Genomic DNA, 22082 nt, shown 5'->3' with positions numbered 1-22082 from the left:
GAACGAGGTTATTCAGCGACGCTTGTTGTGTCCTGTTGGTCTTCAACCTGAGCGGTGGATGCTGCTAATGCGGCCATTTTGGCGCGCTCGGCCTTGGAGATGTAACCCGATCTGATGGGCGCACCGATAGTGGCGGGGTCGACTTTGTTTAGTCTCGCCTTGGCACGCTTGGCAATTTTTTTAATGATCTTTTGTTTCTTGTTCATAACATCTCTAATGTCGTTTCGTACCCGCGAGGCAGGCATATGAGGCCAAAGGCTCAATTGAGGGCGGATTCTAACTCAATATGGACGAACTGACCATGTTTTGCTGTGTGCTTGAGGTTCATTATCCCCTGAGTTGAATATTTTTAGTGCGACACTGGTAAATATTTCCCCCTGCATGCTACTAGCATGGGCGGAGAGTGGGTATATTGCAGCAACAATAACATATTGAACCCGAATGTTTTTTCACCGATTTATGCTGATACTGGCCGCGCTCACTATAAACAAATAGGCGCAGATGATAATGGGATGAAAAAACACTTGGGGCGGGAGAGGACAATTGCTAACCAAAATTACTTTTTTTGAGCGTTTCGAGCGGGATATTTTAAGTGGGGCTAAAACGATTACCCTGCGTGATGAGGCCGAGTCCCATGTTACCGCCGGGCAGGTGTTGCCTGTGTCAACCTTTGAAACCGACCGCTGGTTTTGTGATATTCAGATCCTTGAGGTTACACCTTTGGCACTATCTGATCTTAATCAAACCCATGCCGAACAGGAAAACATGACATTAGCGCAGCTTCGCCTAGTGATTGCAGAGATTTACCCTGGAGTTGAACAGCTATTCATGCTCCGTTTTAAGGTGCTTAACCCTGTAGGAAAAAGTAAGACTGTTGCTCCTTAAGTCGATTTTATCGAGATAGCTCGAGCTATCTCTAGAAGACAAAAAAGGCTGCATAGCAGCCTTTTTGTTTTCTATTAACGATTAAACGGTCCAGGGTAATAGTTTTTGAGCTAGCCTGTTGGACTCGCCTAAACGGATGGCGGCGCGGTGACGCATCCGATAGAAGGCTTGATAGCACAGGGGCACTAAGTACAGACTCGTGACCGTTGAAAATGACAAGCCACCAATAATCGCGATTGCCATTGGGGAATAGGGCGGGCCGCCGCCACCAATTTGGGTTTCGCCCATCGCCAGCGGAACTAGCCCTAACACTGTGGTGCCGACTGTCATTAATACTGGGCGTAAACGTGTGATACACACTTCCCTTATCGTGTCGGACAACTTGTCGAGATCCGGTGTCATCTGATTGATTTGATCCACCAAAACGATACCGTTGTTCACTACTATGCCCATTAAGATCAGAATACCAATCATGGCCATCACTGACATCGGCGTTCCGGTGAGGAATAGCCCCCAGAATACCCCTGTGATGGAAAAGAGAATTGAGGTGATAATCGCCGTCGGTAATAACAGAGACTCAAACAACGCTGCCATCACGATATAAATCATAGCGATAGCCAATAACATATTAGTTGCCATGACACTCTGGTCTTCATCCTGACGCTCGAAGCCACCACGCAATGAGTAAGCATAGCCATTGGGGAAATGGACATTCTCCATTACTTGCTCGATCTTGGTTTGTGCTTCTTCCGTGGTAAAGTTTTCCAAGTTAGCACCAATCGATAGTGAGGTTTGGCGATTGTAATGCTTGATGGTATCGAAACGCGGCTGGATCTCGATACTCGCCAAATTATCTAAGGTGTACACCCGCTGATCGATACGTGCTATGGGCAATTGCTTGAGTTTTTCGAGGGATTTTTGCCACTCTTTTTCGTAGGCCATTTCGATGCGCAGCTCGCCATTAGGATCGTGGCGGAAGGAGCGCAGTGGCGACCCCCTGAGTGCCATCGAAATACTCGAGGCGACCTCATTGAGTTTTAAATCTAATCGCGCCGCCATTTGCCTGTCGATACGGATCACCACTTCCTGCTGTGCGCCGTTCAGTTCGGAGCGCACATCCTGTAATCCTTTGATATTTTGCAGTAATGGAATGACCTGTTCACTTAAGGTGATAAGTTCTGTGGTTGAGCGACCCGTGAGCGTCACCCGCACTCCTGAATTATCATTACCCCAACCAAATTGCGGTTTGGCGATAGAATATTTAGGGAAGCCTTTACGAATTTTCTGTTTCAGCTCTTCGACGGGGATAGGTAAGTCTTTCTTCAACAGAACCACAGAGGAAGCATCGTCGGAGGCGTAGTAGCTATAAACAGAGTCGATATGGAATTCCTCTTTATTATTATAGAGATATTCCTCCATCTGATTAATCATAGCTTCGGTGACATTCAGATTATGTCGACCTTCCACTTGATAGTTGATGTAAATACGCTCCTTACTCTGACTGTCTTCTTGATCCTGTTTGACTAACGACAGTGGCAGGGCGGTCGAGGCAAGAATCGCCACAGCGATCACGCCCGAGCGCCAAGGTCTAAGCAATACCCAATTAAGCGTATTATTGTAGAAGTGCTGTAATTTACCCGCTTCCTTTTCGGGGGCGATATCGAAGTGAAACTTAGTTAACATTAAAGGGATCAATGTTTTAGCGACCAGTAGTGATGCTGCAAGCGAGATACAAATCGCAATGGCCACGTGCTCGAGGAAAATGGTGAGTTCAACTTTCACGCCAAAAATATTGGGTAAAAATACGATGGCGGTAGTCATAGTTCCCGCCAAGACGGCTAAGGCGACTTTATCAACCCCGGCGATCACAGACTCCTCATTATCCTTAGGGCGTTTGCCTTGTTTCTCCTGCAGTACGCTTTCCGTCACGACGACGGCGTTATCAATCAACATACCGATGGCGAGTAAGAGTCCCATCATCGACAGAATATTTAAGCTGTAACCCAGTAAATACATGGCGGCGAGCGTCATGCCGATGGAAATAGGCACAGACGACACGACCACTAAGGTCATTTTCAAATTGCGCAGGAATAGGTATAACACCACAAAGGACAGTAATGCCCCTATCAAGCCAGACAGCAGCAGATCCGTCAGTGATGATTTCACCCCTGAGGCTTGATCTTCCATGATAAACAAACGAATACCTTGGAATTGTTGGTCTTGCTTCGCCTGCTCTATGACCTTAAGGACGCGTTCCGACACTTCGACTAAGTTAGCGCCAGACTCCTTAAATACGTCCAACCCTACGGCATAATGCTTATCTAAGTGCCGGCCTTCGATACGTTCTGGCAGAGCAAACTGTACGTCCGCAATATCCCCTAAGGTCAGGCCAGGAATGAGTACCAATGCTTTGATATCTTCAAGGTTTCTAAATTCACCCTTAGGTGAAACTTGGTAAACAAGGTTGCTGGCCCTGAGCGTACCTGCGCTGATGACAAAGTTTTCTCGGCTAAGACGCGCCTGTAAATCGGTAGCAGAAAAACCACTGGCGGCGAGGCGGTCTGCATCGATCCGCACTTCTATTTGCTTCTGCTCAACGCCGTACAAGCTGACCTTAGACACACCTTCGACACGCTCAAGGGGACGTTTAAGCTGCTTATCCAGCAGATCAAATGCACCGGAAAGCTCACGTTCGCTCGATATACGAATGGTCAACACTGGCATATCGGCGGTGGAGAATTGGTGAATAAATACCCGCTCCACATCCTTGGGCAGCAAATGACGCACCGCATCGATTTTTTCCCGCGCCTCTAGACTCTTAGTGGCAACGTTTTCACCCCATTTCATGTTGATTTCGATTTCTGAGCCTTCCTGGGAAGACTCAGATTCGAGCTCATCGATTCCCCCCATAGTGGCAAGGGATTCCTCCAGCACTCTGGTGATATCCCGCTCCACTTCGGCGGGGGTTGAGCCCTTATAGGGCACTTCCACCACGATCTGCGGAATATCGATCCCGGGGAACATTTCCAGCGGTAGTAGGCGGCTTGAAGCGAGACCAAACAGCAAGATAGCAAAGAAAAACATGCTGGTGGTCACTGGGCGTTTAATGGCTAAACGGGTGAGGTTCATGGGCGAGCCTCCTCAACGCTGACCTGTGAGTCCGTTACTACATAGGTTTTACGGTCGAACAGGGCATATAGCACAGGCAGCACAATTAAGGTCAGTAGCGTAGATAAACTCAGGCCAAAGATCACCGTAATTGCCATAGGTGCGCGCACTTCAGCGCCATCACCTAAACCTAATGCCATCGGGAGTAGGCCTAAGGTTGTGGTCAGTGTGGTCATCATAATGGGGCGAAGACGTGATTTGGCTGCGACGCGAATGGCTTCGAGTTTTTCTACGCCTTCGCTTCGCAGTTGGTTGATGCGATCGACCAGTACAATGGCGTTGTTCACGACTATCCCCGCAAGCATGATAAGACCAATAAACACCACCACACTCAAATGGGTTTGGGTGAGATACAGCCCAAGTATGCTGCCCCCTAAAGCCATAGGCACGGCAAAGAGGATAAGCAAGGGATGCAGCAGGGATTCAAACTGACTTGCCATCACTAAATACACTAGGAATACCGCTAGGATAAGGGCTATTTTGAGGGACTGGAATGAGTGCTCCATTTCCTCATTTTGACCACCAAAGCGAGCTTGTACCGATGCGGGTAACACCTGTTGCGCTAATATTTGCTGCGCCTCCGCCACCGCATCGCTTAAATCACCATAGGCAAGGTTCGCCGAGACCAATGCCACACGTTGTTGGCTGATACGGTTAATTGCCGATGGACCTAATTGCAATGACACTTCGGCCACTGCGCTTAAGGCAATAGGTTGACTGCTGTTAGGGTTGATGATTAAAGCATCGATATCGCTGATCTGATCCCGCTCGGCGAGTTCACTGCGCACCAGAATATCAATTTTACGATCACGAACTGTGTATTGGCTGGCAACCGTACCACCGACGCGTTGGGCGATACGGTTCGCCACCGTTGGCGCATCCATTCCCAGTGCCGCTAACCTTGCATGGTCGAAACGGATACTCAGCTCAGGTTGACCATCGCGCAGGCTGGTATTGACGTCGGCAAAGCGCTCCGATGCGGATAATGCTTTGACAAGACTATCGGCGCTACGCTTAAGCAAGTGTAGGTCATAGCCTGTCAGTTCGATTTCCAGTGGCGTTTTAAAGCTAAATAGTTCAGGTTGTTCGATTTTTTCTTCAAGCTCTGGGATACGACGCGCGCTATCACGCAATATTTGAGTGATAGTGTTATAGGCACTAGGATCCTTAAGCACCACCTGTAAGCGGCCCCAGTTTTCACCGCCGCGGGCGGTATCCGAGGTCATCAAACCACCACTGCCGGCTTGGCTATAGGCATGTTTAACCTCGGTTCTGTCTTTAATCGACAGTGCGAGCTGTTGCAATACCTTGTCGGTTTCGCCCACTGCCGTTCCGGGTGGCAATAGGATCTCCACATAGAACTCGCCTTGATTCATCGGCGGAATAAGTTCCATACCCAGGCGGGGTAACAGACTAATACAAGCCCCTGTTATCGCAATGGTCAGTAGTAGTGTGGTCATCTGTCTGCGAAGTGCAGAGGCCAGCAGCTTGTGATAAACCTTCTCGATATTGTGATAGATAAAATTAAATGCCGAGCTTAAAGGGCGCATCACTAGCCCAATAAGCCATGAGAAGAAACGGCCTAAAATGAGCACTAAGGTGAGTAGCGCACTGGGTAAGTAGCTAAATATCAACAGAATAGGGAAGGAAAATACAGTCGCACTATAGTGTTTAAGCTTACCCATTTTAGTGGTGGGTTTATCCTTAGGCGTGCTGTTTATCAACGCGGGTAAGGTTTTAAAGCCTTGGCGTGATGCCAGCATTGGAATGGACGTTAATGCGACGAGTAGCGAGGCCAACAGGGCAAAGGTGACAGTGAGCGCTTGGTCGGAGAACAGGGCGCCGGCAATGCCATCGACAAATACCAGCGGCACAAATACCGCCAGCGTAGTGAGTGTCGAGGCAAAAATCGCGCCTGCGACTTCTTTCGTGCCCGTCACGGCAGCGTCCAGTTTGCTCATGCCTTCGCTGCGGCAACGGTCGATGTTTTCTAACACCACGATGGCGTTATCGACTAACAGACCGATGGCGAGCGCAATACCCCCTAATGACATGATGTTTAAGCTGATATCGGCAAAGTACATCATGTTAAAGGTAGCGATCACCGAGAAGGGGATCGAGATAGAGATAATCAAGGTCGGGATAATGTTACGCAGGAACAGGTAAATCACTAGCATAGATAAGACACTGCCCATCAATGCCGATGAGGTGACTTCGCTGACCGCACTTTCGATAAACTCGGACTGATCGTAAATCACTTCGAGTTTATTTTGCAGGGGGTCTTGATTGATTTTGACGAGCTCATCCCGCAGTTTTTGGGCGACGGCGACAGTATTGGCATCACCTTCTTTATAAATGGCCAGTTCAATCGATTCTTGACTGCCAATGCGGGTGATATCGCTGCGCTCTTTATAGGCATCGGTAATAGTGGCGACTTCGAATAAACGCACTAAGGTTTGCGCATCACGATAGACGATTACTTGGCCAAGTTCTTCTAAGGAGTTGAATTGATTAAGTGTTCTGACTAAATATTCGCGATCGCCTTGGATGACTTTACCTGCAGATAAGTTAATATTTTCTTCACTGATACGATTTTTGATGTCATCGGCATTGAGATTAAGCTGTGATAGCTTTTCTTGGTTGAGCTGAATATGCACTTCCTGCTCTAGACCACCGGATAAACGCACTGCAGCCACCCCAGATAGCGCCTCTAAACGACGCTTGAGTTCTTCATCCGCATAGGTCCGCATTTGCTTGAGCTCAGCCTCTGAGGCATTGGGCACCGACAGCGCGAGGCGCATAATGGGGTCAAGGTTAGGGTTAAAGCGTAGTAATAAGGGCTTTTTAACATCGAGAGGTAGGGCGATAGTGTCGAGTTTTTCACGCACATCTAAACTCGCCATATCCATTGTTGTGCCCCATTCAAACTCGAGCACCACATCCGACATACCTGAGCGGGAAATAGAGCTGATCTTACGTAATCCTTTGACTACGCCAACCGCTTCTTCAATGGGTTTAGACACTAACTGCTCGACTTCAACGGGCGCCGCGCCATCATACATAGTGCGGATAGTGAGTGTGGGATAGCTTAGATCTGGCAGTAATTTTACCGCTAAGCGGGAAAATCCCACCATACCGAATAAAATTACCGCCAGCATGAACATCCATACCGTGACCGGCCGTTTAACGGAAGTGCTGATAATTGACATGAAAGGCTCCTATCAGTTCTTAGCTGAGGCGAGATCGAGTGGAGTGATCACTTCGACTAAGGATTGGTCTTTCAAGTTTTGTTGGCCACGGGTCACTACTTGTTCACCGGGGTTAATACCGGAAACAATCTCAACCGAATCGCCTTCACGGTAGCCAATTTGGACCTCACGGCGATTGGCATTCGTACCATCAATCACATATAAAGCTTGTCTGTTATCTTGGTTGATAAGGGCACTGTAGGGAACAGTGATCACGTTTTCGTGGGTGTCGTATTTGAGCTCTACACGGGTAAACATGCCCGCTTTTAGGCGTGCATCTTGATTGGGTACGGCTAATGTGACTTTAAAGGTGCCACTTTGTGGATCCACAATGGGGCTTATGCGCAACACTTTGGCATGGATAGCATTTTTACTTTGTTGGTTGTTAAAGACCTGAGCTTCTTGGCCTAATTTTAGGCTTGTAAGTTGTTGCTCTGGCAGGTGGACTATGCCGTGGAGTTCATCTTGGTTGACTATGTAAAACAAGTCGCTGAATTCTTGCGCCATATTACCCGCTTTAACATAGCGTTTGGCGATAATGCCATCGATGGGGGAGACCACACGACTTTCTTTGACTTGCAGTTCAGCCAGATCTTTTTTCGCGATGGCGGCTTGCAGGTTATATTCGAGCTTAGCCATCGAATCTGCGCTGATAAACTCTTTATTGTTCATCTTTTTTAAACGATTCAGTTCCTGCTCAATAATTTTAACTTCGGCTTCCGAGCGATTGAGATCGTACTGTTGCCTTTTTGAATCAATAACGGCAAGCACTTGACCCTTCTGAACACGATCGCCTTCTTCAACGGCAATAGATTCAATCAATCCAGAAATACGGCTAACGACATTGGCTTCTTGGGGGGCTTCTAGGGTGGCAGTGGTGCTATAAAAAGAAGATACATTGCCTTGCACTACCGTTGTCGTCTCTACGGGAATGGCATATTTTTCTTCTTTTTTAGCCACTTCTTCCTCACCACAGGCCGCCAGCATTGAAATCATGAGTAGTGGTAGAGCGAATTTAACCATTTTTGACTTTTCCATAAGAGTGTTACCTGTTGTCTTTATTGTGATGCCACTTGATAGCAGAAACTGTGCCAATATTAAAAGATGATTTATTTCAATATATTAACTCAATTCCATGCTTTTATTGAGTAGGCAAATTAACTAAATGTAGCTAAAAAGTGTAAAAAGTGATGAGAATAACTAAATATGGTTAAGGGAAATTACTCAAGTGAGCAATTGCAACAAGGTATTTTTAGTGAAGGGAAAGGTATTTTTGGGGAGTGTAGTGGAATAAAAAAAGCGCCCATGGGCGCTTTTTAATGCTTAAGACAGTGGTCTTAGCGTTTGTCTTGCTTAACAAAATCCCGTGCAGTTTCGCCAGTGTATAGCTGACGTGGACGGCTGATTTTGTGGCCTGGTTGATCCAACATTTCTTTCCAATGTGCAATCCAACCCACAGTACGCGCCAGTGCGAATAGCACAGTGAACATACTGGTTGGAATACCAATGGCTTTCATGATGATGCCAGAGTAGAAGTCAACGTTTGGATACAGCTTCTTAGAAATGAAATATTCATCTTCAAGGGCAATACGCTCAAGTTCCATGGCCACATCCAATAGTGGATCTTTGACCTTGAGTTCCTTCAGCACTTCGTGACAGGTTTCACGCATTACTTTGGCTCGTGGGTCAAAGTTTTTGTAAACACGGTGTCCAAAGCCCATCAGACGGAATGGATCATTCTTGTCTTTCGCGCGTTCAATGAATTCAGGAATGCGGTCCACAGAACCGATTTCTTCCAACATTTGTAAGCAAGCTTCGTTAGCGCCGCCGTGTGCTGGGCCCCAAAGTGAAGCAATACCCGCTGCGATACACGCAAATGGGTTTGCCCCTGAAGAACCCGCTAAACGTACGGTTGAAGTTGATGCGTTTTGCTCATGATCCGCATGCAGAATGAAGATCCTGTCCATCGCACGTTCAACGATTGGGTTAACTTTGTACTCTTCGCATGGCACAGCAAACATCATGCTTAAGAAGTTGCCCGCATAGCTTAAGTCATTGCGTGGGTAAACGAATGGCTGGCCTGAGGAATACTTGTAGCACATAGCGGCAATCGTTGGCATCTTGGAGACTAGGCGATAAGCGGCGATTTCGCGGTGGTGCGGATCGTTGACATCGAGTGAGTCTTGATAAAATGCAGACAATGCACCCGTCACACCACATAACATCGCCATAGGATGAGCATCACGACGGAAGCCTCTAAAGAAGAAGGCTAGTTGCTCATGGACCATAGTGTGGTTTTTGACTGTATGTACAAACTCAGCATATTGCTCTGGCGTCGGCAGTTCACCGTAAAGCAGCAAATAACACAGGTCTAGGTAATCGGAGTCAACGGCGAGTTGCTCAATTGGATAGCCACGGTGTAACAATATACCTTGATCGCCATCGATATAGGTAATTGCAGATTCACAGGAGGCTGTCGCGAGAAAACCTGGATCAAAAGTAAAGTAACCTTTGCTGCCAAGTTTACTGATGTCGATTACGTCAAAACCAGCGGTTCCCTGCTTTACTGGCAATTCTATCGAGTCGTTCCCTGGTAATTCTAATTTGGCTCTTAAATCAGCCATACCCCGTTCTCCTTACTTCATTTTTATCTGTGAGTGCGGCATGTCAAACCGCCATTACTTTACAGCTATTCTAGATCACATTTCAATTTAAATAAGCGTTTAAATTTGTTAGACCATGGTATAAAACGCTTTACTTTCCTTGCTGCAACTGGCACTTACGCCAAAAAGTCGTCAAAAAAACATAATTTGCATTCTGTGATGTTTGTATTTGACATTTGCCGCGAGTATACTTGCCTCCGCCCAATAAGGGCCGCAAACAACGATTATAAAGTACCCTTAGTTTACATGTTAAATAAGAGCGTGCTCAGATAGTTAACTGTTTGTTTAAACTTTGCTTTTGTGTTTACTTTTGCCGTGATTTACCTCTCAGTTTAAAGTTTGTACAAAAGCGGTTCACATAACAAAAAAAATGCTCAATGGAGCTGAGTGAGCAGAACGTGAAAAAGCAAAGACCTGTCCATTTAGATCTGCAGACCATTCGCTTTCCTGCAACAGCGATTGTGTCAATTCTTCACCGTGTATCCGGCGTCATCATGCTGTTTGCTGTTGGCATTCTTATTTGGTTGCTAAATTCATCTTTAGCCTCCGCTGAAAGTTTTGCTGGCGTGCAATCTCTATTCGATAACTTCGTTGTGAAGTTCATTATATGGGGCATTTTAACTGCATTGACCTTCCATTTATTCGGTGGCCTACGCCATTTAGTAATGGATACCGGTCGTTGGGAAGAGTTGGCTTCGGGTACCGCATCAGCGAAAGCTGTTTTTGTATTAACGGTAGCCTTTTCAATTTTAGCGGGGATGTGGGTATGGTAACCAATGCAGCAAGTTTTGGACGCAGTGGTGTTCATGACTTTATTCTACTACGCGCTAGTGCAGTGATCCTCGCCTGTTACACCATTTTCTTGGTTGGCTTTATTGCATGTAGTTCCCCTCTCACCTACGACGTTTGGCATGGCCTATTTAGTGCTCTGCCGATGAAAGTGTTTACACTGCTTGCGCTAGTGGCATTGCTTATCCACGCCTGGATTGGTGTATGGCAAGTGCTGACAGATTACGTCAAGTGCACGTCGTTACGTGGTGTTTTACAGTTCACCTTTGTCGTTACCGTATTTTGTTATTTAGCGGCCGGCATTGTTATTGTGTGGGGTGTCTAAGTGAGTATTTCAGTACGCGAATTTGATGCTGTGGTGATCGGTGCCGGTGGTGCGGGTATGCGCGCAGCACTGCAGATCTCCAAAGAAGGTAAGAGCTGTGCGCTTTTATCAAAAGTATTCCCAACCCGTTCTCATACTGTGTCTGCGCAGGGTGGTATCACCGTTGCGTTAGGTAACGCCCATGAGGATCATTGGGAACAACATATGTACGATACCGTAAAAGGTTCCGATTTTATCGGTGACCAAGACGCTATCGAATTTATGTGTCAAACCGGTCCAGAAGCCATTATCGAACTTGAGCACATGGGTTTACCCTTTTCTCGTTTCGAAAATGGAAAGATTTATCAACGTCCTTTCGGTGGCCAATCTAAAAATTTTGGCGGTGAGCAAGCGGCTCGTACTGCGGCAGCTGCCGACCGTACCGGTCATGCTTTATTGCACTGTCTATACCAGCAAAACGTGAAGCACAAGACACAAGTCTTCTCTGAGTGGTATGCGTTAGATTTGGTTAAAAATGCCGATGGCGCCATCGTCGGTTGTACTGCGATTGAAATTGAAACCGGTGAAATCGTTTATTTTAAAGCCAAGGCGACTGTTCTTGCGACAGGCGGTGCGGGTCGTATTTATGCGTCTACGACAAACGCACATATCAATACCGGTGACGGTGTCGGTATGGCAATGCGTGCTGGCGTGCAAATGCAGGATATGGAAATGTGGCAATTCCACCCAACGGGCATCGCCGGTGCGGGTGTACTTGTGACTGAAGGTTGTCGTGGTGAAGGCGGTTATCTGCTGAACAAAGACGGCGAGCGTTTTATGGAGCGTTATGCCCCTAACGCGAAGGATTTAGCATCCCGTGACGTGGTAGCACGTTCTATGATGACTGAAATCCGCGAAGGTCGTGGTTTAGACGGTCCATTAGGCCCACACTGTTTATTGAAACTCGACCATTTAGGTAAAGAGACCTTAGAAGCGCGTTTACCAGGCGTGTGTGAATTGTCTCGTACCTTTGCCCATATCGATCCGGCCGATGGTCCAATCCCTGTATTACCAACCTGTCATTATATGATGGGCGGTCTACCCACTAAGGTCAGCGGTCAAGTGATTCGCAAGAACGAAGATGGTAGTGAGCAGGATGTTATCGGTTTATTCGCGGTAGGTGAAATTGCCTGTGTATCGGTACACGGTGCTAACCGTTTAGGCGGTAACTCATTGCTTGACTTAGTGGTATTTGGTCGTGCAGCGGGTCAACATTTAGGTAAGGCACTCGATGAGACCGCCGATCCTAAAGATGCTACCGATGCGGATATTCAAGCGTCACTCGCACGTCTAAACCGTTGGGAAAACAACAAAGACGGTGAAGACCCAACGCAAATCCGTAAGGATTTACAACTTTGCATGCAATTAAACTTCTCAGTATTCCGTCGTGGCGATGCTATGGCTGAAGGTTTAGAGCAGTTGAAAGCTATCCGTAAGCGTTTAGAAAATGCTAAGTTGTCTGATAACTCTCGTGAATTCAATACTCAACGTATTGAATGTTTAGAGTTAGATAACTTAATGGCAACGGCGATTGCGACCGCTTATGCCGCTAACTTCCGTACTGAGAGCCGCGGCGCTCACTCACGTGAAGATTATTTAGAGCGTGATGATGAAAACTGGTTATGCCACAGCTTGTTTGACCCTGTGAGCGAAACCATGGACCGTCGTGCTGTAAATATGGCGCCTAAGTTACGTGAAGCATTCCCGCCGAAGAAACGTACCTACTAGGAGTGGCAAAGATGAAATTGGAATTTGCAGTTTATCGCTACAATCCTGATGTAGATACTAAGCCATACATGCAGGATTACAGCTTAGAAGTGGCTGAAGGCTCAGACATGATGGTGCTCGATGCACTGATCAAGTTAAAAGAGCAAGATCCAACCTTAGCGTTTCGTCGTTCATGCCGTGAAGGCGTGTGTGGTAGCGACGGCGTTAATATGAATGGTAAAAACGGTTTAGCTTGTATTACGCCAATCTCAACCTTTAAGGGTAAGAAATTGGAAATCCGTCCGCTGCCAGGTATGCCAGTGGTACGTGATTTAGTGGTTGATTTAACTCAATTCTACAAGCAATACGAGAAGATCAAGCCTTATCTCATCAATGATGAGAAGATGCCAGCCCGTGAACACTTACAGTCACCTGAAGAGCGTGCGCACTTAGATGGTCTGTACGAATGTATCATGTGTGCCTGTTGTTCTACGGCTTGCCCATCATTCTGGTGGAATCCTGATAAATTTATCGGTCCTAGCGGTTTGCTCCACGCCTACCGTTTCTTGATCGACAGTCGTGATACAGCAACAGAAGAACGTTTATCTGAGCTGGACGACGCCTATAGCGTGTTCCGTTGCCATGGCATCATGAACTGCGTTGACGTGTGTCCAAAAGGACTTAATCCGACTAAAGCAATTGGTCATATTAAGTCTATGCTGCTTAAGCGAGCTGTGTAATGCGAGAACCCGAGCTGAAACCAATAATAATATAGCTCTTGAAGAGTCACTTTCGGGTAGCAGAAGGTGACTCTTTTGCGTATGTAATGGAAGACAACGCGCCGTATATCTGGACATCTAGGGGCGGCAGAAATTATGCGTCGATGCTCATCGCACCTGATCGCATATTCAATACTATGGCTAAGCACGTGTATAAAGTTTGAAAGGAATAGAAATGCACCAAGGCATCATGAAAGCCTGGCTCGAATCATCTCACTTAAGTGGTGCAAATTCGACCTACGTAGAAGAGATGTATGAAGCCTATCAAGAAGACCCACAGTCAGTCTCTGACGATTGGCGTGCGGTATTTGATAATCTCCCTCCGGTGAACGGTGCCTCTAAAGACGCGCCTGAAGCTGCTCACTCAAAAGTACGTGATTATTTCCGCAGTTTAGCCCTTGAAGGACGCCATAAGAGCTCGGCTCGTGTGACCGATCCTGAAATGGATGCTAAGCAAGTTAAAGTCCTGCAGCTGATCAATGCCCATCGTTTTCGTGGTCACCAAGGTGCTAACCTTGATCCCCTCGAACTGTGGAAACGTGAACCTGTCGCCGATTTAGACCCTGCCTTCCACGGTTTGACTAAAGAAGACATGGAGCGCGAGTTCAATACAGGTTCTTTCGCCCATGGCGGCGAAACCATGAAGCTGGCGGATCTAGTCAAGGCATTGAAAGCCACTTACTGTGGTTCTATCGGTGCCGAATACATGCATATTACCGACACCGATGAGAAGCGTTGGATCCAACAACGTCTCGAACCGTCCTTAGGTAAAGCTAATTACGATAAAAATGTTAAGACCCGTATTCTTGAAGGCTTAAACGCCGCCGAAGGCATCGAAAAATACCTTGGGGCTAAATTCCCAGGTGCAAAACGCTTCTCCTTAGAAGGCGGCGATGCGCTAGTGCCTATGATGCGCGAAATTATTTACCGTGCAGGCGAAGTCGGAACCAAAGAAATCGTCGTTGGTATGGCGCACCGTGGTCGCTTAAACGTCTTGATTAACGTCTTAGGCAAGCGTCCCGCTGAGTTGTTCGATGAATTCGCGGGTAAGCACGCCGATACCCATGGTTCGGGTGACGTTAAGTACCACCAAGGTTTCTCCTCTGATTTTGAAACGCCGGGCGGCAACGTGCATTTAGCACTGGCCTTTAACCCGTCGCACCTTGAAATCGTGAACCCTGTGGTGATGGGCTCTGTACGTGCGCGCCAAGACCGTCGTGGTTGTAAAGATGGTCTACAGGTGATGCCAATCACTATCCATGGTGATTCTGCGATAACTGGTCAAGGTATAGTGCAAGAGACATTCAACATGTCTCAAACCCGTGGCTTTAAAGTGGGCGGCAGCATTCGCATCGTAGTGAATAACCAAGTGGGCTTTACCACTTCTAATCACCACGATGTGCGTTCGACTGAATACTGTACCGATATCGCTAAGATGGTTCAGGCGCCGATTTTCCACGTTAACTCCGACGATCCGGAAGCTGTGGCCTTTGTGTCGCAACTGGCCGTTGATTACCGTAACGAGTTTAAACGTGATGTGGTTATCGACTTAGTCTGCTACCGTCGCCATGGTCACAACGAGGCCGACGAGCCAAGTGCAACTCAGCCTTTGATGTATGCCAAGATCAAAAAACACCCAACGCCGCGTAAAATCTATGCTGATAAGCTGATCGCAGAGAACACTATCGCTGCCGATGAAGTGACAGGCATGATCAACAACTACCGCGATGCCTTAGACCAAGGTGATTGCGTAGTGAAAGAATGGCGTCCAATGACACTCCATTCCGTTGACTGGACACCCCATATAGGCCGTGAATGGGATGAAGCCTATCAAGCATCAATGCCTATCGAGCGTTTACAGAAGCTAGCCGATAAACTCAGCTATGTGCCTGAAAGCCATCCATTACAATCCCGTGTTGCCAAAATTTACGGTGACCGAGTTGCTATGGCCAAAGGTGAGAAGTTACTCGACTGGGGCTTTGCAGAAACCTTGGCCTATGCCTCGATTCTGGAAGACAACAAGCGTATTCGCATCACAGGGCAAGATTCTGGCCGTGGAACATTCTTCCATCGCCATGCTGTACTGCATAATCAAAACGATGCGACCACCTATTTACCACTACGCAACATTGCCGATGAACAAGGCCCAATCGATATTACTGACTCAGTATTATCAGAAGCCTCAGTGCTGGCGTTTGAGTATGGTTATGCGACGGCAGAACCCGGTGGTTTAACGATTTGGGAAGCGCAGTTTGGTGACTTTGCCAACTGTGCTCAAGTGGTTATTGACCAATTCCTGTCATCGGGTGAGCAGAAGTGGGGCCGTTTATGTGGTCTGACTATGCTGTTACCGCATGGTTATGAAGGTCAGGGTCCTGAGCATTCAAGCGCCCGTTTAGAGCGTTTCTTGCAGATGTGTGCTAACCATAATATGCAAGTGTGTGTGCCTTCAACACCGGCACAGGTTTACCATATGCTGCGCCGCCAAGTGGTGCGCCCAATGCGCCGTCCTTTGGTGGTAATGTCACCTAAGTCATTGCTACGTCATCCATTAGCGGTTTCAAGCATGGAAGAATTAGCCAATGGTAGTTTCCAAAACGTGATCGGTGAAATCGACACCTTGGAAGCGAGCAAGGTTGATAGAGTCGTCTTCTGTAGTGGCAAAGTTTACTTTGAGCTATTGGAAAAACGTCGTAAAGAAAATATCACTAACGTAGCGCTTATTCGTGTCGAACAGTTATATCCGTTCCCACACGATGAAATGGTCGTTGCTTTGGCGGATTTCCAACATGTGAAAGATTTCGTTTGGTGTCAGGAAGAGCCGCAAAACCAAGGTGCTTGGTATTCTAGCCAACATCACTTCTGGGCTGCGATTCCTGCTGGTGCACAGTTAACCTACGCGGGTCGTGAAGCCTCGGCTGCTCCTGCATGTGGTTATCCAGAACTGCACGCACATCAGCAAGAATCTTTAGTAAACAGTGCCTTAAAACTCACAACCACACTGTAGTAATAGACATTTTATAAAAGGATAGTTTTTCATGAGTATCGAAATCAAGGTACCCGTACTACCAGAATCTGTTGCCGATGCCACGATTGCCACTTGGCATGTGAAAGTAGGCGAGCAGGTTTCTCGTGATCAAAATCTGGTTGATATTGAAACCGATAAAGTGGTTCTTGAAGTGGTTGCGCCGGAAGATGGTCACATCGGTGAGTTTCTGTTCCAAGAGGGCGACACCGTTCTTGGCGAACAAGTGATTGCAAGATTCATCGCCGGTGCGGTTTCTGGTCAAGAAGTGACTAAAGCCCAAGCCGAAGCGGCTGCGCCCGTTGCCACAAGCGAAGAAAGCAACGATGCCTTAAGCCCTTCAGTTCGTCGTTTACTGGCAGAGCACAATGTGGATGCCAGCAAAGTGAAAGGCACTGGTGTGGGTGGGCGTATCACTAAAGAAGACGTTGAAGCCTATGTTAGCTCTGCATCAAAAGGGGCGCCAAAGGCGGCTGCGGTAGCGGCTGCGCCTGTAGTTGCTCCTCTTGCTGCGGGCCGTAGCGAGAAGCGTGTTCCTATGACTCGCCTGCGTAAGACAATCGCGAATCGTCTATTAGAAGCGAAAAACTCTACCGCTATGCTCACGACGTTCAACGAAGTGAACATGAAGCCCATCATGGATATCCGTAAGCAGTACCAAGATATCTTTGAAAAGCGCCACGGTATCCGTTTAGGTTTCATGTCTTTCTATGTGAAAGCGGTGACCGAAGCGCTGAAACGCTTCCCAGAAGTGAACGCATCAATCGATGGCGATGATATCGTATATCACAACTACTTCGACATCAGCATCGCAGTATCAACACCACGTGGTCTGGTAACACCAGTGTTACGTGATACGGATACCATGAGCCTCGCTGAAATCGAAAAAGCCGTGCGCGATCTGGCCATTAAAGGCCGTGATGGTAAACTGACGGTTGCCGATATGACAGGTGGTAACTTCACCGTGACTAACGGTGGCGTCTTCGGTTCACTGATGTCTACCCCGATTCTTAACCTGCCACAAAGCGCGATTTTAGGCATGCATGCCATTAAAGATCGCCCAATGGCAGTCAATGGTCAGGTTGAAATTCTGCCCATGATGTACCTAGCACTCTCATATGACCATCGTATTGTTGATGGCCGTGAGTCTGTTGGTTTCTTGGTTGCGATTAAAGACTTCCTAGAAGACCCAACACGTCTGCTGCTCGATCTATAAGAAAAAGCCAGACATACCCTCGTGACTGGCCCTTAGGGCCAGTTGGATTTGATTAGAAGTATACGGATAGATCATCATGAATTTGCATGAGTATCAGGCAAAATCCCTATTTGCCGAATATGGTTTACCAGTGTCAGAAGGTTTTGCATGTGATACAGCCCAAGAAGCTGTAGAAGCGGCAGGCCGTATTGGCGGAAATTTATGGGTTGTTAAGTGCCAAGTGCACGCAGGCGGCCGCGGTAAAGCGGGTGGCGTTAAAGTCACTGGCGATAAAGAAGAAATCAGAGCCTTTGCCGAACACTGGTTAGGCAAAAATCTGGTGACTTATCAAACGGATGAGAAAGGCCAGCCAGTTGCTAAAATTTTGGTAGAAAGCTGCACCGACATCGCTAACGAACTGTACTTAGGCGCAGTCGTTGACCGTAGCACACGCCGCGTCGTGTTTATGGCGTCAACTGAAGGCGGTGTTGAGATTGAGAAAGTGGCAGAAGAAACGCCAGAACTCATTCACAAAGCGATTATCGATCCGCTGACAGGCCCACAGCCATATCAAGCCCGTGATCTTGGCTTCAAACTGGGTTTGAATCCAACTCAAATGAAACAGTTCACTAAGATCTTCATGGGTCTGGCGACTATGTTCGTTGATCATGATTTTGCACTGCTGGAAATCAACCCACTGGTTATCACCACTGAAGGTAACCTGCACTGCCTAGACGGTAAAATTGGTATCGATGGTAACGCACTGTTCCGTCAGCCAAAAGTTAAAGCAATGCACGATCCATCACAGGATGACGCCCGTGAGGCCCACGCTGCAATGTTCGAACTGAACTACGTGGCATTAGACGGTAACGTTGGCTGTATGGTGAACGGTGCTGGTCTGGCTATGGGTACTATGGATATCGTTAACTTGCACGGTGGCAAGCCAGCGAACTTCCTCGACGTAGGTGGCGGCGCGACCAAAGAACGTGTTGCTGAAGCGTTCAAAATCATTCTGTCTGACAGCAATGTGAAAGCGGTTCTGGTTAACATCTTCGGCGGTATCGTACGTTGTGACATGATCGCAGAAGGTATCATTGGCGCCGTTAAAGAAGTGGGCGTTAAGGTTCCAGTTGTGGTGCGTTTAGAAGGTACTAATGCTGAATTAGGCCGTGAAGTTCTGGCAAAATCTGGTCTTGATATCATTGCAGCTACCAGTCTGACTGATGCGGCTGAGCAAGTAGTTAAAGCTGCGGAGGGCAAATAATGTCTGTCTTAATCAATAAAGATACCAAGGTAATTTGCCAAGGCTTTACCGGTGGTCAAGGTACATTCCACTCACAGCAAGCGATCGATTACGGTACGCAAATGGTCGGTGGTGTGTCTCCTGGTAAAGGCGGCAGCGAGCACTTAGGTCTGCCAGTGTTTAACACTGTGAAAGACGCGGTTGCAGCCACTGGCGCAACAGCTTCTGTTATCTATGTTCCAGCACCTTTCTGTAAAGATGCGATCCTCGAAGCTATCGACGGTGGCATTGAGCTTATCGTGTGTATCACTGAAGGTATTCCAACACTGGATATGCTGGAAGTGAAAGTGAAGCTGGAAGAAACTGGCGTTCGCATGATCGGTCCTAACTGCCCAGGTGTTATCACCCCAGGTGAATGTAAGATTGGTATCATGCCAGGTCACATCCACTTAAAAGGTAAAGTGGGTATCGTTTCTCGTTCAGGTACGCTGACCTATGAAGCGGTTAAGCAAACCACTGATGAAGGTTTCGGCCAATCTACTTGCGTAGGTATCGGTGGTGACCCAATTCCAGGTACTAACTTCATCGACGTATTGGAAATGTTCCAAAACGATCCACAGACTGAAGCCATCGTGATGATCGGTGAAATCGGTGGTACTGCTGAAGAAGAAGCGGCGGCTTATATCAAAGCTCACGTGACTAAGCCTGTGGTTTCTTACATTGCCGGTGTCACTGCACCTGCTGGTAAGCGTATGGGCCATGCTGGCGCGATTATCGCTGGCGGTAAAGGTACAGCTGCTGACAAGTTTGCTGCTTTAGAAGCGGCGGGTGTGACTACTGTCCGCTCGTTAGCGGATATCGGCAAAGCGCTACGTGCTAAAACGGGTTGGTAATTTAACCGTTAACACACTAAAAGGCGCCTAGGGCGCCTTTTTTATTGGGCGTCATTTAAGCCCTGAAAACCATTAAGTGATAGGAATGGGACTGAGCTAACACCATGAAGGCTAGATATTTTTTCTTCTACGGGTTAGATTGATGGTTCTCTACTAAAGGCTCGTCTGTGCCATCTGCGAGGATAATTTGAGTAGAGCCATTAACCATGGGCTAAGTGCTTATGGCTTCAGTGCTGCTTCTGCAAAATATCTTGAATTCAAATTTATGTCACGGTTACAGCCTAGGGCTGTGAGCGTATTTGTATTATGGGGCTTATCGCATTGGGGGAGGGTAAGCAACTAAGCTGATGTTTGCTGGTGTCGTGGGGTAAACATTTATTTTTATGAGGGAAAAACTGTGAAAACACCTAAAATCATTATTTCGGAAATCGATTTAGAAAGACTAGAGCGATTACTAGAGTCACTGCCAGCAAATGCATTCCCAGGGAAAGCGGCATTAGAGGCTGAATTAGACAGGGCCGACATCGTCCCCGCGGCGCAGATGCCTGCCAATGTAGTGACCATGAACTCGGAAGTGAAATTCAGCGTTTCATCCAGTAGCGATACCTTCTGTCTACGGTTAGTGTATCCCAAGGATGCCAATGGCGAGGGGACTATTTCAATCCTCGCTCCCGTGGGAAGTGCCTTGCTGGGGTTATCCCAAGGTGATGAAATTGAATGGCCTGGGCCCGGTGGAACTATGGTAAAGGTTCGTATCGAAGATATCGTTTATCAGCCAGAGCGTAGCGGCGATTTTCACCGCTAACACTACTCAGTGTACGGCCCGTTCCTTGTAAAGTATTTAGCTAAATCTTAATGGAGCAAAGATGATCACCCAAACCGAGCGTTTAATTATTCGGCCATTTACAGCGCAAGATATTGACGCCTTGTATTTGATGAACAGTAATTCTGCGATGCTGAAATACATTCCGACAGATCCTTTTACGGACCGCGAGCAGGCAGATGCATTATTTCACAATGTGATCCTTGAGGATTATCTGCAACGGGGATTTGGCCGTTGGGCGGTAGAGCACAAAGCCGATAAGAAAGTGATTGGCTTCTGTGGGCCTAAGTTTATCCCTGAGTTTAATGAAGTCGAGTTGGGATACCGATATTTCCCTGAATATTGGGGAATGGGAATTGGCAGCGAAGCGGCTCAGGCGGCGCTAGAGATGTTTCCACAATTCGGGATTGATAAAGCGATTGCATTGATCTTAGAGGGAAACTTAGGCTCTGAAGGTGTAGCGAAACGCGTTGGAATGCACTGGCGTGAGCAAAATGAGTTTATGGGGCACAGGATTAATATTTACGCTAAGGTCCTAGCGTAGGTGACAGCATCGTAAACTAAAAAACCAGCCTCGGCTGGTTTTTTGTTATTGGGCTGCTTTAACGAACGCTCGTTATTCGTCGTTATGATCGCAACTATCATTGGTGCAATGGCCATACAAATATAAGCTGTGGTTAGTGAGCTTGATATTGTGCTTCATGGCGATTTCGTCTTGGCGACGTTCGATAACTTCATCCGAAAACTCAATCACTTTACCGCAAGATAGGCAGACTAAGTGGTCGTGGTGATGCTGGGTCGAGAGTTCAAAAACGGCTTTACCACTTTCAAAATGGTGGCGACTGACAATACCGGCATCATCAAATTGGTTTAATACACGGTAAACTGTCGCTAGGCCAATTTCTTCCCCCAAATCGAGCAGTTTCTTATATAAGTCTTCTGCACTGATATGTTGGTTTTCAGGTCCTTGCATCAGTTCTAGGATCTTGACTCGTGGCAGGGTGATTTTCAAACCGGCTTTTTTTAGCGCTTGATTTCCATCTGTCATTGCTAATCTCTTGATTGCAGAACCAATAGGTTCATCCGTGGATAGTGTTAGCCATTATAGGGGCTCAAATTGAAAACTTAAACCTTTGTTCTAGCTTTCTGCGCCTATATGCGGATAAATTGTGTCACTTAACGCGAAATTGCAATAATTTGCGGCAATTCAAGCATAGTTTTTGTATGGTTATACCAAGGAATAATGTTCACGGCCGCAAAAGTCCGTGACAATAGGCATCATAATTAAAACTAAAGGAAT

17 protein-coding genes are annotated in these 22082 nt (G+C 47.2%); 11 read left to right on the top strand and 6 right to left on the bottom strand.

The features are described 5' to 3' along the window. Positions 1-8: 8 nt before the first annotated feature. Positions 9-206 carry a DUF2986 domain-containing protein gene (locus JFT56_RS11385; RefSeq protein ID WP_198780221.1) on the bottom strand — a complete coding sequence of 66 codons (198 nt, stop codon included), beginning with the start codon at positions 204-206 and terminating at the stop codon, positions 9-11. Positions 207-543: 337 nt separating this feature from the next. On the opposite strand from JFT56_RS11385, the gene yqfB reads away from it, so the two are divergent. Beyond that, positions 544-885: a N(4)-acetylcytidine aminohydrolase gene (yqfB, locus tag JFT56_RS11380; protein WP_198780220.1), complete on the top strand. Its 342-nt coding sequence runs from the start codon at positions 544-546 to the stop codon at positions 883-885. 81 nt (positions 886-966) lie between these two features. Here yqfB and JFT56_RS11375 read toward each other — a convergent pair whose 3' ends face one another. The 4 genes from JFT56_RS11375 to JFT56_RS11360 all read right to left on the bottom strand — a co-directional run bounded on the left by JFT56_RS11375 (position 967) and on the right by JFT56_RS11360 (position 9925). Next, a complete protein-coding gene (locus tag JFT56_RS11375; protein ID WP_198780219.1) occupies positions 967-4014 on the bottom strand; it encodes an efflux RND transporter permease subunit in 3048 nt (1015 codons plus the stop codon). Further along, positions 4011-7262 (bottom strand): efflux RND transporter permease subunit, encoded by a 3252-nt coding sequence (locus JFT56_RS11370; RefSeq protein ID WP_198780218.1) that lies wholly within the window; start codon positions 7260-7262, stop codon positions 4011-4013. The genes JFT56_RS11375 and JFT56_RS11370 overlap by 4 nt, the downstream gene beginning before the upstream one ends. Before the next feature lie 12 nt (positions 7263-7274). Beyond that, positions 7275-8339: an efflux RND transporter periplasmic adaptor subunit gene (locus tag JFT56_RS11365; protein WP_198780217.1), complete on the bottom strand. Its 1065-nt coding sequence runs from the start codon at positions 8337-8339 to the stop codon at positions 7275-7277. Between the two features lie 299 nt (positions 8340-8638). Continuing rightward, positions 8639-9925, bottom strand: coding sequence for a citrate synthase (locus tag JFT56_RS11360; protein WP_198780216.1), 1287 nt, complete (start codon positions 9923-9925; stop codon positions 8639-8641). Positions 9926-10341: 416 nt separating this feature from the next. Here JFT56_RS11360 and sdhC point away from each other — a divergent pair, with 416 nt between their 5' ends. The 10 genes from sdhC (at position 10342) to JFT56_RS11310 (ending at position 21326) form a co-directional block, all read left to right on the top strand. Beyond that, positions 10342-10737 (top strand): succinate dehydrogenase, cytochrome b556 subunit, encoded by a 396-nt coding sequence (gene sdhC, locus JFT56_RS11355; RefSeq protein WP_198780215.1) that lies wholly within the window; start codon positions 10342-10344, stop codon positions 10735-10737. Next, on the top strand, positions 10731-11078 hold the full coding sequence (gene sdhD / locus JFT56_RS11350; RefSeq protein WP_198780214.1) for a succinate dehydrogenase, hydrophobic membrane anchor protein: 348 nt from the start codon (positions 10731-10733) through the stop codon (positions 11076-11078). Before sdhC ends, sdhD begins: the two co-directional genes overlap by 7 nt. Then, on the top strand, positions 11079-12845 hold the full coding sequence (gene sdhA / locus JFT56_RS11345; RefSeq protein ID WP_198780213.1) for a succinate dehydrogenase flavoprotein subunit: 1767 nt from the start codon (positions 11079-11081) through the stop codon (positions 12843-12845). Between the two features lie 11 nt (positions 12846-12856). Further along, on the top strand, positions 12857-13564 hold the full coding sequence (locus JFT56_RS11340) for a succinate dehydrogenase iron-sulfur subunit (RefSeq protein ID WP_198780212.1): 708 nt from the start codon (positions 12857-12859) through the stop codon (positions 13562-13564). A gap of 214 nt (positions 13565-13778) precedes the next feature. Next, positions 13779-16610 carry a 2-oxoglutarate dehydrogenase E1 component gene (sucA, locus tag JFT56_RS11335; RefSeq protein ID WP_198780211.1) on the top strand — a complete coding sequence of 944 codons (2832 nt, stop codon included), beginning with the start codon at positions 13779-13781 and terminating at the stop codon, positions 16608-16610. 31 nt (positions 16611-16641) lie between these two features. Beyond that, positions 16642-17844 (top strand): 2-oxoglutarate dehydrogenase complex dihydrolipoyllysine-residue succinyltransferase, encoded by a 1203-nt coding sequence (gene odhB / locus JFT56_RS11330; protein WP_198780210.1) that lies wholly within the window; start codon positions 16642-16644, stop codon positions 17842-17844. A 76-nt stretch (positions 17845-17920) separates the two neighbouring features. After that, on the top strand, positions 17921-19087 hold the full coding sequence (sucC, locus tag JFT56_RS11325; protein ID WP_198780209.1) for an ADP-forming succinate--CoA ligase subunit beta: 1167 nt from the start codon (positions 17921-17923) through the stop codon (positions 19085-19087). After that, complete coding sequence (sucD, locus tag JFT56_RS11320; RefSeq protein WP_198780208.1) at positions 19087-19959, top strand: succinate--CoA ligase subunit alpha; 873 nt, start codon at positions 19087-19089, stop codon at positions 19957-19959. Before sucC ends, sucD begins: the two co-directional genes overlap by 1 nt. A 397-nt stretch (positions 19960-20356) precedes the next feature. After that, positions 20357-20764, top strand: coding sequence for a nucleoside diphosphate kinase regulator (gene rnk, locus JFT56_RS11315; protein ID WP_198780207.1), 408 nt, complete (start codon positions 20357-20359; stop codon positions 20762-20764). 61 nt (positions 20765-20825) lie between these two features. Next, entirely contained in the window at positions 20826-21326 is a 501-nt protein-coding gene (locus JFT56_RS11310) for a GNAT family N-acetyltransferase (RefSeq protein ID WP_198780206.1), read from the top strand. Positions 21327-21398: 72 nt separating this feature from the next. Here the strand turns inward: JFT56_RS11310 and fur are convergent, their stop codons facing one another. Continuing rightward, entirely contained in the window at positions 21399-21830 is a 432-nt protein-coding gene (fur, locus tag JFT56_RS11305) for a ferric iron uptake transcriptional regulator (RefSeq protein WP_198780205.1), read from the bottom strand. Positions 21831-22082: the final 252 nt, after the last annotated feature.

The organism is Shewanella putrefaciens, from assembly GCF_016406305.1.
Classification (GTDB): domain Bacteria; phylum Pseudomonadota; class Gammaproteobacteria; order Enterobacterales; family Shewanellaceae; genus Shewanella; species Shewanella putrefaciens_C.
The sequence above is the reverse complement of the archived record's forward strand: the minus strand, read 5'-3'. Positions and strand labels throughout refer to the sequence as shown.

Coding starts and splice junctions, on each gene's coding strand:
- sdhD (WP_198780214.1), top strand. CDS start 10,731: ATGGTAACCAATGCAGCAAGTTTTGGACGCAGTGGTGTTCATGACTTT.
- odhB (WP_198780210.1), top strand. CDS start 16,642: ATGAGTATCGAAATCAAGGTACCCGTACTACCAGAATCTGTTGCCGAT.
- sucD (WP_198780208.1), top strand. CDS start 19,087: ATGTCTGTCTTAATCAATAAAGATACCAAGGTAATTTGCCAAGGCTTT.
- sucC (WP_198780209.1), top strand. CDS start 17,921: ATGAATTTGCATGAGTATCAGGCAAAATCCCTATTTGCCGAATATGGT.
- JFT56_RS11340 (WP_198780212.1), top strand. CDS start 12,857: ATGAAATTGGAATTTGCAGTTTATCGCTACAATCCTGATGTAGATACT.
- sdhC (WP_198780215.1), top strand. CDS start 10,342: ATGGAGCTGAGTGAGCAGAACGTGAAAAAGCAAAGACCTGTCCATTTA.
- JFT56_RS11375 (WP_198780219.1), bottom strand. CDS start 4,014: ATGAACCTCACCCGTTTAGCCATTAAACGCCCAGTGACCACCAGCATG.
- JFT56_RS11370 (WP_198780218.1), bottom strand. CDS start 7,262: ATGTCAATTATCAGCACTTCCGTTAAACGGCCGGTCACGGTATGGATG.
- JFT56_RS11385 (WP_198780221.1), bottom strand. CDS start 206: ATGAACAAGAAACAAAAGATCATTAAAAAAATTGCCAAGCGTGCCAAG.
- JFT56_RS11360 (WP_198780216.1), bottom strand. CDS start 9,925: ATGGCTGATTTAAGAGCCAAATTAGAATTACCAGGGAACGACTCGATA.
- fur (WP_198780205.1), bottom strand. CDS start 21,830: ATGACAGATGGAAATCAAGCGCTAAAAAAAGCCGGTTTGAAAATCACC.
- sucA (WP_198780211.1), top strand. CDS start 13,779: ATGCACCAAGGCATCATGAAAGCCTGGCTCGAATCATCTCACTTAAGT.
- JFT56_RS11310 (WP_198780206.1), top strand. CDS start 20,826: ATGATCACCCAAACCGAGCGTTTAATTATTCGGCCATTTACAGCGCAA.
- JFT56_RS11365 (WP_198780217.1), bottom strand. CDS start 8,339: ATGGAAAAGTCAAAAATGGTTAAATTCGCTCTACCACTACTCATGATT.